Annotated in this window: 11 protein-coding genes; 6 read left to right on the top strand and 5 right to left on the bottom strand. The window is 68.2% G+C overall.

The features are described 5' to 3' along the window. Positions 1 to 197: 197 nt before the first annotated feature. On the bottom strand, positions 198 to 536 hold the full coding sequence (locus ACTWQA_RS52470) for an ArsR/SmtB family transcription factor (protein ID WP_443166322.1): 339 nt from the start codon (positions 534 to 536) through the stop codon (positions 198 to 200). Continuing rightward, positions 533 to 982, bottom strand: a complete 450-nt coding sequence (locus ACTWQA_RS52465; protein ID WP_443166321.1) for an SRPBCC family protein — start codon at positions 980 to 982, stop codon at positions 533 to 535. Before ACTWQA_RS52465 ends, ACTWQA_RS52470 begins: the two co-directional genes overlap by 4 nt. 157 nt (positions 983 to 1139) lie before the next feature. Here ACTWQA_RS52465 and ACTWQA_RS52460 point away from each other — a divergent pair, with 157 nt between their 5' ends. After that, on the top strand, positions 1140 to 1487 hold the full coding sequence (locus tag ACTWQA_RS52460; protein ID WP_443166320.1) for a hypothetical protein: 348 nt from the start codon (positions 1140 to 1142) through the stop codon (positions 1485 to 1487). Here ACTWQA_RS52460 and ACTWQA_RS52455 read toward each other — a convergent pair. Beyond that, positions 1481 to 1987 (bottom strand): hypothetical protein, encoded by a 507-nt coding sequence (locus tag ACTWQA_RS52455; RefSeq protein WP_443166319.1) that lies wholly within the window; start codon positions 1985 to 1987, stop codon positions 1481 to 1483. The genes ACTWQA_RS52460 and ACTWQA_RS52455 overlap by 7 nt on opposite strands. A gap of 472 nt (positions 1988 to 2459) precedes the next feature. Between ACTWQA_RS52455 and ACTWQA_RS52450 the strand changes: the two genes are divergently transcribed. Next, the gene (locus ACTWQA_RS52450) at positions 2460 to 3683 is read left to right on the top strand and encodes an esterase/lipase family protein (RefSeq protein WP_443166318.1); all 1224 of its coding nucleotides are present in this window, start codon (positions 2460 to 2462) and stop codon (positions 3681 to 3683) included. A 205-nt stretch (positions 3684 to 3888) separates the two neighbouring features. Here the strand turns inward: ACTWQA_RS52450 and ACTWQA_RS52445 are convergent, their stop codons facing one another. Beyond that, positions 3889 to 5286, bottom strand: a complete 1398-nt coding sequence (locus tag ACTWQA_RS52445) for a M6 family metalloprotease domain-containing protein (protein ID WP_443166317.1) — start codon at positions 5284 to 5286, stop codon at positions 3889 to 3891. A 359-nt stretch (positions 5287 to 5645) separates the two neighbouring features. Here ACTWQA_RS52445 and ACTWQA_RS52440 point away from each other — a divergent pair, with 359 nt between their 5' ends. The 3 genes from ACTWQA_RS52440 to ACTWQA_RS52430 all read left to right on the top strand — a co-directional run bounded on the left by ACTWQA_RS52440 (position 5646) and on the right by ACTWQA_RS52430 (position 8816). Next, positions 5646 to 6782 (top strand): transcriptional regulator, encoded by a 1137-nt coding sequence (locus tag ACTWQA_RS52440; protein WP_443166316.1) that lies wholly within the window; start codon positions 5646 to 5648, stop codon positions 6780 to 6782. Positions 6783 to 6900: 118 nt separating this feature from the next. Beyond that, positions 6901 to 8418, top strand: a complete 1518-nt coding sequence (adh, locus tag ACTWQA_RS52435) for an aldehyde dehydrogenase (RefSeq protein WP_443166315.1) — start codon at positions 6901 to 6903, stop codon at positions 8416 to 8418. Continuing rightward, positions 8418 to 8816, top strand: coding sequence for a DUF779 domain-containing protein (locus tag ACTWQA_RS52430; protein WP_443166314.1), 399 nt, complete (start codon positions 8418 to 8420; stop codon positions 8814 to 8816). Before adh ends, ACTWQA_RS52430 begins: the two co-directional genes overlap by 1 nt. Before the next feature lie 102 nt (positions 8817 to 8918). Here the strand turns inward: ACTWQA_RS52430 and ACTWQA_RS52425 are convergent, their stop codons facing one another. After that, positions 8919 to 9683: an IclR family transcriptional regulator gene (locus ACTWQA_RS52425; protein ID WP_443166313.1), complete on the bottom strand. Its 765-nt coding sequence runs from the start codon at positions 9681 to 9683 to the stop codon at positions 8919 to 8921. A gap of 113 nt (positions 9684 to 9796) precedes the next feature. Between ACTWQA_RS52425 and ACTWQA_RS52420 the strand changes: the two genes are divergently transcribed. Then, complete coding sequence (locus ACTWQA_RS52420) at positions 9797 to 10267, top strand: hypothetical protein (RefSeq protein ID WP_443166312.1); 471 nt, start codon at positions 9797 to 9799, stop codon at positions 10265 to 10267. The last annotated feature ends 64 nt before the right edge of the window (positions 10268 to 10331 follow it).

Raw genomic sequence — 10331 nt, 5'->3', positions numbered from 1 at the left:
TCTCCTCACGCAGGTCGAACACCATCTTGACGGCGCGATCACGCAACTCTTGCGGGTACTTCCTCGGTGCGGGCACGACTCCCAGCCTTCCAGTCTTGGGAGCCTCCAACCAACCCGGGGCAGCTCACACCGTCGCCGCCGCGAGTCCTGTCGCGTCCGCAATTACCGGAGGTTTCAGGAAGCCGGCGGCCTGTTGGTCAGTCCTGTATCTGACGCTGGATCTGTTCCGCGATGCGCTTGATGCGGTTCAGCCGCCCATCCCAGCTCTTGCCGACTTCATTCAGTTGCCGGACGGCGCGGGCGAGCCGCACCTCGTCAACTTCGTGGCGCCGCTCGCGGCCCATCGGCGTCGCGTGCACGAGGCCTGCGCGATCGAGGACGCTCAGATGCTTGGTGACCGCTTGGCGCGAGATCGGGAGACGAGCGCTCAGGCTGGTCGGCGTACCGACTCCTTCCGCGAGCAGCAGGTCGAGCAGTCGGCGCCTGATCTGGTCGCCGATCGCCGACCAGAGTTCGTCGTCGACGGCGACGGTCATCGCGCCACCACGGAAGGGGTGTAGCTCTGCAGCCTGGGCAGGAACATGTCCCAGCCGCGCTCGTGGTCGTGGAAGGCCTCCTCGAGCACAGCGGCTTCCCAGCCCTTCTCCCGCCAGCCGCTCTCGGTCAGACGCAGAATCGTGCCGTCGCCAGAGGGCTCGAGCTCGAAGGTGACCAGGAGAGAGTTGTCTGCATCTGGCAGCTGACCATGAGGGGCGATCCAGCGGAACGCGAACCTGCGGGGCGGATCCACGTGGACCACCGTGATCTGTTCGACCCCAGCGCGGTCGCCCCACACCAGCTCCCCGACCCTGCCTGGCGCAGGCTCAAACGACGCGTCATCGGACCACCACATCTTGATGTGCTCGGGACGACTCACCACATCGAACACGATCCCCGGTGCCGCGTCGATGTGGATCTCGCGCTGCAACTTTCCGAACTCCACCACGGACCTCCAATAAGCAACCATCGGTTGCGCATGACTTTAGGTGCTGCGCCGGCAATCCGCAACCTTGGGTTGCGCAACACAACGACCGTGGGGTCGACCCAGGGGAGCGCTTGACCAGGCGATGGCGACCTTCGATTGACAGAGGCGCCTTGCGATGAGCCGTAGGGATCAGAACACGCCCGGGCGCTCTACCCGCCGAGCCCCGCTGGGATCCAGCGGCCTTCGGCTTCACTGGCGGGAGCGGCCGGACCATTCTGCGGCCGACATCGCCCGCGAGGACACCCCTAAGTCCGCACCGAAGGCGATGGACACCAACGCGCAGATCCGCTGGCTGCGCGCCATCAAGTACTGGCCCCCCGTCCATGATCACGCACTCTCCCTGCTGCCCCTCTACGCCGGGCTGCGCATCGGCGACGCCGTCGCCCTGGACGTGCCCGACGTGCGCATCTCCGCCCGCAAGGGTGTGCTGATCATCTACGGCAAAGGCGCCAACCCCTACTGAATTGCCTGGACGAGCGCCGCACCAGAGCGCCGCGAGCATGCCTCCGGTACCGACCCCACGTCCAGCACCTCGGCACCCGGCTCGGCCAGCCCCTCACACAGCCCCTCCAAGAGCCTCAGCGTGTGGCGCATGCCGAGCCGGATGCCGGCCACCGAAGCACGGCCCTGCTCCAGCAGAGTCTCATCGTCGTTGTGGTGCCAACCGGTGGCGCCGGTCGCGGCAGTGACGGCCTGGCGGAGGTGGCCGACCAGGTTGAGGAACCTGGCCTGCTCGGCATCGGCGAGTAGTCCGGCGAGCCCGGGGGCCAGGACGTACCCACCATCCTTGATCGTGGCGAGCCCCCACGCGGCCAGCACGCGGCCCCGATCGGCTCCCACCGGGGCCGAGGGATCCACGACGGCCACCGCCGCCAGCGACCAAGCGGCATTGACCAGGTAGTGGATACGGGCCACCGCAGCGGAGGCGGTTGTGACGGTGGCTTCGCTACTCAGGGGCAGCACACTCAAAGCACCCCACTGATCTTGAGGGCGAGAAGGCCGCCATTGAGCGGTTGAGTCCGTTGCGTGCCGACGGCGATCTCACTGCCGATCATCTGCGCCTGACGGCCGCGGTGGCGGTCGAGGCGAAGCCTGCCTGTAGTAAGCGGGACCGTGGGGAAGACCTGGACCTCGAACCCGGGAGGTGGCCGCAGCGACACGAACCGAGACGTGCGAAACCGACAAATGGGATGAGCGAGAATGACCCTTTGGTTACGCTCGTTCTCGCTCGAGCCGCCAGTCGAGCGAGAACCGGCTCCCCCAGTGGCCTCGAGGCCCCGGACGGGATGTGCCCCCTTCTGCCGCTCTGGTTTAGGGATGTCGACCGACACGGGGCTATGGGTGCGGCGCACATTGACCCGCACCTCCGGATCCGGCGAACTTGACTCATCAGAGCTTCGTAGGAGGTCCGATGGGACGATGTTCGTGGAGACGAGTGGCCGCGGCTCTCGCGTTAGCGGCCGGAGCGCTGTTCACGACACCCGCCGCCGCGACAGCGACGGCGTCGGTGACGCCGGAGGCCGCCTACAGCTCGGGCCTGGAGAACGGCTGGGTGCTCGTCGAGCGCTACAAGGACAACTCGACGGGATTCCAGGCCGAGACCTACCCGCCCGACGGGCGTGGCGATCAGACGGGGCAGACCAGGCGCCTGTTCGGTGACATCGCCCGGCCGCATTCCTCGCGGTTTCTGCTGTACCACGCGCCGGGATGGCAGACAGGCGCCAAGAGCACCCCCGTGCTGCTCGTGCACGGCGCCAATCAGAACGCCGATCTGGCCTGGGCCAACCCCAATGCCAGGGGCTCGTACGGCTGCGGCCAGGCCAGCTGCCCCACCACTGGGCTCATGCAGCACCTCACCGGGCAGGGCTACAAGGTGTTCGCGATCGGCTTCCCACACGTCACAGGGGACGGCCACTACTGGGCGGAGCAGATCCACGACGCCGTCGCCAGGATCCGGGCGAAGACCGGTGCGGCGCAGGTGGACGTGATCGGCTGGTCGAAGGGCGCGTTCAACGCGCGCATGTACGTCTCGTCGCTGCGCAAGCCTTGGGGCACGGCCTACGGGGGCGGTGTCAGGAAGCTCATCCTCGTCGGCGGGCCGAACAAGGGCTTCGACTGGGGTTACCGGCACGGCTGGACCCACGATTTCGCGATATTTCCGGAATGTGGGGGCTCATTGAACGCGCCCGCACCCCACACCCAGATGGTCTGTTACGGCCTATGGCGCAACCATCCCGAGCTGAGCTACGAGGGCGACGCCTACCCGGGCTCCGACGACATGCTCTATCGCTGGGACGACGTCTACCCGTTGTCCACCACCGAGCAGGATTGGTATACCACCTACTACGGCGGCACCGGCTTCTACACCGTCGGCCGCGGGATCCAGTGGGCCATCGACAGGGGCTCGCTGGTACGGCCCCTCCTCGACGCGGGCACTCCCTCCAGCGTGCCGGTCTACCAGCTGTGCGGCAACATGCCCGACATGGCGCTGCTGCATAACGAACACACAGGACCGTCCGACGGCGCCGTCTTCGTGGCGAGCTGCACTGCGGCAGATGGCATAGCGAACCGAGCCGCGGCCGCGACGCTCCCACTTAACCACCTCAAGCTCGGCTGGTCCGCGACTGCCATGGCCCAGATCACCGCCTGGCTCGGCTGAGCGTCACGTATGTGCACGACGACCTCGAAGCCAGCCGGCGTCCGTTCGACGGAGGCCTCGTCGCAGATCGCCGCAGATCAGCGCGAAGCGGCCGCTGGAGTAGGCACCTAGCAGGGTGCCGCTGCCTCATGCCGCAGCGCCATGATCTCGAGCATCCTGGCCCACACCCGGCCCCGCCAGGCGGTGCCGGGTGTGGGCGGGCCCCCTACGAGCCGACGATGACGTCAACCGTCATCTCGTCGTCGCCCGGAATGCCTGAGACGTTGATGGTCACCCCGGTCCAGCCCCCCTCAGGCAGGTTCAGTGCGGGCTTGGTGTCCTTGCCGATGCTCGTGTTCCCCATCGATGGGTACAGGTCGTTCTCGTCGCCGCGGTTCCCCAGCATGCCGGCCTGGGCGAGTTGCCGCAGGCCGTCGGCCTGCATCAGCTCAATGGCCAGCCGGCGCTCGTTGTCCACGTTCGGGACGGCCTCGTCCACCACGTACGCGGCGATCCCCTGATCGGGCAGGAACTCGTCCTGGCCTCGCTTGCGCCGGTACTCGATGACGATGTACTGCGTCTCCTTCATCGTCCGTTCGTTGTGCACGACGACGAAGTCACCGCCCTCGGCCACCGGCCGCAGCTTGAGGCCGCGGGCGGCCTCGGTGACCACGCGCGGCGTCACCCAGCCGTGGAACATGCGCAGCATGCTCGTCGGGAAGACGGGCGTGACGCCTCTGTTTCCCCAGGAGCCCGCCGCCATGAGGCAGAAGTTGCCCAGCCCTTGGGACCTCACCCCGGTCTGCGCGCGGTCGGTGTCGTAGTAGTCGGCCCAGCGCGCCGCCAGGTGCCCCCACTCGTGGGCGCAGACGCCGACCTTGCAGTCCTCGGGAACGGTCAGGAAGGTGCTCACCTGCAGCCCGGGCCCGACCATGATCGGCTGGTCGCCGACGGTCCACTTGAGGCTCCAGATGAACTGCAGCCCTTCGTTGTCATCGAAGGTCTCGGCGCCGGGTCCGGCGTGTACGACGAACAGCGCGGTGATCCGGCCCTCGTCGAGCACGTCGTACGAGCTGTCGAAGACGACGCCCGCCTCCTTGGCGGCCAGCACGGCGTCGCGCGCCATGCCCTGGGCGTTGCGCGGAAAGTTGTCCTCGTCCATCCCTGACTTGTTGTTGGCGTAGAAGGCGAGGGTCTGCGGCAGCCGGAACCAGCCGAACACCTCGCCCTGCACGTCGATGCCGTGGTCGCCGCTGAAGCCGCTGACCTTCCGGTAGAAGTCGCGCATGCTGCCCGCTTGCGTGCCGAACAGCAGCTTCCTGAAGTGCTCGGCGTCGAACGCCGGGTCGTGCGGCCGGTCCTCGAAGTCGACCAGGAGCACGAGCGTCTTGATGACGCCCTTGAGCTTCTTGGGGGGCCGGGTGATCAAGGCCACGTCGGGGGCGTCGGCGGTGGTGTTCCCGTCGTCCAGCCCCATCGTACGGGGGCCGCGCCGTTCGGAACGCCACACGGCGTAGTAGTCCTCGAAGGTCAGGTGGTCGGGCAGGATCCCGGCCGCCTTCAGCTCATAGAAACGGGTTTCCAGCTTGGCCAGCGCGTCCGGCGCCAATGGAACGAAGTGCATGGTTCCCCCCATCATTCGTCCGTGCCTCGAAAGTAGGACGGATGGGTGTCATCCGGCGTGAGTAACCCCTACTCATTTGTGGACAGCAGGCTTTGGCGCGCGGCCTGCGGCCAGGCCGGGCGCTAAGGTGCTCCTTCTTGGCGATCTGGAGCTTGGGTGGCAGGACCAGGGCGTACCCTCTGGACGGCGTCGCGGATCGTGTCGAAGGAGCCCCACACCTAGGGCTGTCCGGGTGTGAGAATGGTGTTTGACCGCGATCTCTGGCCAGAGGGGATCAAATGGGACGCAGTGCTCTGTCGAGCCGGCGAAGGCTGTTGGCAGGAGAGTGGTCGCGCGTGGTGGGCGAGCGGGAGTCCCGTGTGCCCGTACAGAGTCCTGCACTGCGTACTGAGATCGCCGCGTCCTGGGACCGCTCGCGAGTCGTGGTCGACCCCTACCGCGACAGTGCGCCGGGAAACGAAGACGTGGGCGACCGGTGGCGCTCGTCCCCGCTGGCAGGACCGGTCGGCGAGATGGCCGCTGACCTGCGCTCCATCGCCGATGATGCGGGCTTCGTCGCCGCCATCACCGACGCTTCCGGCACCATCCTGTGGACCTACGGCGGCCGGGTGATGCGTCATCGCGCCGAACGAGTCAACTTCGCTCCCGGCGGGCGGTGGGACGAGAGCGCGATGGGCACCAGCGCCCCCGCGCTCGTGCTGAGCGAGCGCCGCCCCGCGACGGTGTTCTCGGCCGAGCACCTGGTCGAAGCGCTGCACGGCTGGGTCTGCTACGCCGCGCCACTGCGCGGACCGGACAAGCGCCTGGTGGGCGTCCTCGATCTGTCCAGCACCTGGGACCGCTCGCACCCCATGGTGATGCCGACCGTGCGCACCCTCGCGGGGGGCATCGAGGCCCGGCTGACGGCCGTTGCGCTGCCGCCTGCCACCGTGCCCCGCGTCATGGTCGAATGCCTGGGCGGAGCACGGGCCCTGCGGGACGGCACGCCGCTACCGCTGCGTCCCCGGCAGTTGGAGATCCTGGCCTTGCTGGCGCTCGAGCCGGACGGCTTCACACCGGAGCAATTGCGCGAGGCTCTGTATGGGGACCGGCCTGTCACGATGACCTCGCTGAAGGCACAGGTCTCCCACCTGCGCAGCGCGCTCGGGGGTGCGCTCTCCCAGCGCCGTTACCTGCTGACCGAGCCGGTCGGTTGTGACGCGACCGTCGTCTTGGACGCGCTGGCCTCCGGCGACACGGCCACGGCCGTGCACCGCTACGCCGGACCGCTGCTGCCCGATTCGGAGGCGCCCGGCATCCTCCGGTGGCGCGACTACCTGGAGGTGGCGGTCCGCCGAGCGGTCCTGGCCTCCCGCGTTCCCGAGCACGCACTGGCGTACGGCGAACGCCAACGCTACGACCTGGAGATCCACCAGCACGCGCACCGGCTGCTGGACCCTTCCGACGGCCGCCGCGGCATCACCGCCGCCCGGATCGACGCCGCTCTGCGCGACTGACCCGCGCCCTTGATGACACGGCTGTTACGGCGACAACCTTCCGACAACCTTTCCGTCACATCGTGTTCTCCATCACACAGCGGTTCACCCCGCCGAGCCGTGAACGAGGAGGGCAACCATGGTCTACGCCAAGCCCGGCACCGACGGCAGCGTCGTCTCCTACGCCGACCACTACGACAACTTCATCGGCGGTGAATTCGTACCGCCGGTCGAAGGACAGTACTTCGACAACCCGTCACCGGTGGACGGCCAGGTCTTCACCAAGATCGCCCGTTCGGGTGCGGCAGACATCGACCTGGCGCTGGACGCCGCGCACGCCGCCGCCGACAAATGGGGCGCGACCTCGGCCGCGGAGCGGTCACTGCTGCTCAACCGCATCGCCGACCGCATCGAGGAGAACCTGGAGCGGCTGGCCGTCGCCGAGTCGTGGGAGAACGGCAAGCCCGTACGCGAGACACTGGCCGCCGACCTGCCGCTGGCGGTCGACCACTTCCGGTATTTCGCCGGCGTGATCCGCGCCCAGGAGGGCGGAATCAGCCAGCTGGACGAGGACACGGTCGCCTACCACTTCCACGAGCCGCTCGGAGTGGTCGGGCAGATCATCCCGTGGAACTTCCCGCTGCTCATGGCCACGTGGAAGCTGGCCCCGGCGCTGGCCGCCGGTAACTGCGTGGTGATCAAGCCGGCCGAGCAGACCCCGGCCAGCATCATGCTGCTGATCGAGCTGATCGCCGACCTGCTCCCGCCCGGCGTGCTGAACGTGGTGAACGGGTTCGGGGTCGAGGCGGGCAAGCCGCTGGCCACCAGCCCGCGCATCGCCAAGATCGCCTTCACCGGGGAGACCACGACCGGCCGGCTGATCATGCAGTACGCGTCGCAGAACATCATCCCGGTGACGTTGGAGCTGGGCGGCAAGAGCCCCAACATCTTCCTGGCCGACGTGATGGCGGCCGACGACGACTTCCTCGACAAGGCCGTCGAGGGGTTCGTGATGTTCGCGCTCAACCAGGGCGAGGTGTGCACCTGCCCGTCCCGGGCGCTGATCGACGCCTCGATCTACGACGAGTTCATGGCCCGCTGCCTCGCCCGTACCGAGGCGATCGTCGGAGGCAACCCGCTGGACCCGGCCACGATGATCGGCGCGCAGGCCTCCAGCGACCAGTACGAGAAGATTCTGTCCTACATCGACATCGGCCGCCAGGAGGGCGCCCAGGTGCTCGCCGGCGGCGGTCCCCGCACCGTGCCAGGGCTGGAGGGTGGCTACTACATCGAGCCCACCGTCTTCAAGGGCACCAACGACATGCGGATCTTCCAGGAGGAGATCTTCGGCCCGGTGGTGTCGGTGACCACCTTCGACTCGCCGGACGAGGCCCTGAAGATCGCCAACGAGACGCTGTACGGCCTGGGCGCGGGCGTCTGGACCCGTGACGGCTCCGCCGCGTACCGGATGGGCCGCGCCATCAAGGCGGGCAGGGTGTGGACCAACTGCTACCACGCCTACCCGGCGCACGCCGCCTTCGGCGGCTACAAGCAGTCGGGCATCGGCAGGGAGAACCACCGCGCGATGCTCGACCACTACCAGCAGACCAAGAACCTGCTCGTCAGCTACTCGCCCCAGCGGCTCGGATTCTTCTGATGACCGACGAACGGGTGGAACGTGTCCGGCTCACCCCTGCCGCCGCCGAGTTGCTCGCCGGACTCGTCCGGCGGCACGGGCCGGTCATGTTCCACCAATCCGGCGGCTGCTGCGACGGCAGCTCACCTATGTGCTATCCACGCGGGGAATTCCTCGTCGGCGCTTCCGACGTGCTCCTCGGCCGCCTCGACCACGACACCCCGTTCTGGATGAGCGCCGCGCAGTACGCGTACTGGAAGCACACCCAGCTGACGGTGGACGTGGTCCCCGGCCGCGGCAGCGGGTTCTCGCTGGAGGCGCCGGAGGGGGTGCGCTTCCTGATCCGCTCACGCCTGTTCACCGACGACGAGAGCGAACGCGTGGAGAAGGAACCGCCACTCACAACCGGAGCCGACTGATCCCACCCGGAACAGCGGCCTGAGGCTGGCGCGCTACGGCGCAGCACCCTGCCGCTCAACGCCCGTGCCGCGGGGGACGGATCCGCCGTATCGGCGGGCCGGTCAGGAGGCCGGGGCGCCGTGAAGGGCGTTTTCCAGCCAACGGCTCCAGCGCAGCGCGGCGGCGACGCACACATCCGTCTTCGGGGCGAGACGGATGCGGGGACCGACGACCTGGACGGCGGCGACGACCTCGTCGCGGAAGTCGCGAACGGGGGCGGCCATAGAGTACAGGCCGGGCTCGGCCTCCTCGTCGACGATGGAGTAGCCGCGCTCCCGTGTGACGGACAGGCGGCTCAGGAAGTCCGACAGGTCGGCCGGGGTGTTGGGGCCGTGGCGGACGAATTCGGTGTGGGCGAAGACGGCCGCCACCTCGTCCTCGCCGGCGTCGGTAAGGAGGGCCTGACCGCAGTCGCTGCAGTAGGCGGGGTAGGGACGGCCGACCCAGGAGCCGACCTGGTTGCTGCCCGCCGGGATGCGCTCGGCGATCGTGACGGTGCTGTCCCCGACGAGGACGCCGAGGTAACAGCTCTCTCCTGTCTCGGCGACCATGCCCTCCAGCGCGGTCAGCCCGTCGGTGCGCAGGCGATGCGCGGTGAGCTCCTGGGCGGCGGCGTAGAGCCGCCAGTGCAGAGCCGGCGAGCGCTGGGACTCCTCTCGCAGGACGAATCCCTCCACGGCCATGGCGCCGACGGTGCGGGAGAGCCGGCTGCGCTCCCGGCCCATCTCCCGGGCCAGGTCAGTGACCGACGTGCGGCGCAGGCCCGTGGCCGTCCTGTGGGCCAGTGCGGACAGAACGTCGAGGCCCCGTCCCACGCTCGATTCCATGGCGTTACCCTACTGAATCCTGATCTCGCCGCGACTGTGCGCTATTTGCATCTTGTCATGCAAAAGAAGCACGCTTAGCATCGGCGTGTCAGTCCGAGAAGGGAAGCGTGCCTATGACCGCCACGATGTCCTCCGCCGTCAACGGACGAGAGCCGATCACTGGAGAGTCGGCGATCCGGCGGCGATCGGCCAGGGCGATCAAGGTGTACTGGCCCGTCTCGCATGAGACTTACGCCTCGCTCGGGGCTGGGGATGTCGAGGCTCTGTGGAGCGACAAGTCGTTCGCGCCGCTGCTGCGTGTCCTGGAGAGCAGCCCGGCACTCGGGGACTTCGGTCTCTACCGGGACGTCTTCGAGCTGAGCACCGGCGTGGAGGGCTTCACCGCCGCCCCGGGCGCGATGCCGGCCCTCGGCGCCGTCGGCGACCGATCCCTTTCTCCGACCGTCGCCTTCACCACCTACATCGACGCCCGTACGGGGGACGACGAGGTTCACCGCGTCCTGGCCCACATCGTGGCCGCCCATCCCTGGGAGGTCCCGGTCATCGAATTGTCCGCACCCTTCGAACTCATCTCCCGCCGGTAACACCACCCTCCAACAGCGACCACGTACCACCCAGCACGCCGCCACCACCCGAATGCGGCCACTC

The organism is Nonomuraea sp. 10N515B, assembly GCF_052245915.1.
Lineage (GTDB): Bacteria > Actinomycetota > Actinomycetes > Streptosporangiales > Streptosporangiaceae > Nonomuraea.
Note: the sequence above shows the minus strand (reverse complement) of the source record. Positions and strands in the feature narration are given on the sequence as shown.

Bases quoted from the DNA above. Each gene is read 5' to 3' on its own strand.
- ACTWQA_RS52420 (WP_443166312.1), top strand. From the start codon at position 9,797: ATGACCGCCACGATGTCCTCCGCCGTCAACGGACGAGAGCCGATCACT.
- ACTWQA_RS52460 (WP_443166320.1), top strand. From the start codon at position 1,140: ATGAGCCGTAGGGATCAGAACACGCCCGGGCGCTCTACCCGCCGAGCC.
- ACTWQA_RS52445 (WP_443166317.1), bottom strand. From the start codon at position 5,286: ATGCACTTCGTTCCATTGGCGCCGGACGCGCTGGCCAAGCTGGAAACC.
- ACTWQA_RS52470 (WP_443166322.1), bottom strand. From the start codon at position 536: ATGACCGTCGCCGTCGACGACGAACTCTGGTCGGCGATCGGCGACCAG.
- ACTWQA_RS52430 (WP_443166314.1), top strand. From the start codon at position 8,418: ATGACCGACGAACGGGTGGAACGTGTCCGGCTCACCCCTGCCGCCGCC.
- ACTWQA_RS52425 (WP_443166313.1), bottom strand. From the start codon at position 9,683: ATGGAATCGAGCGTGGGACGGGGCCTCGACGTTCTGTCCGCACTGGCC.
- adh (WP_443166315.1), top strand. From the start codon at position 6,901: ATGGTCTACGCCAAGCCCGGCACCGACGGCAGCGTCGTCTCCTACGCC.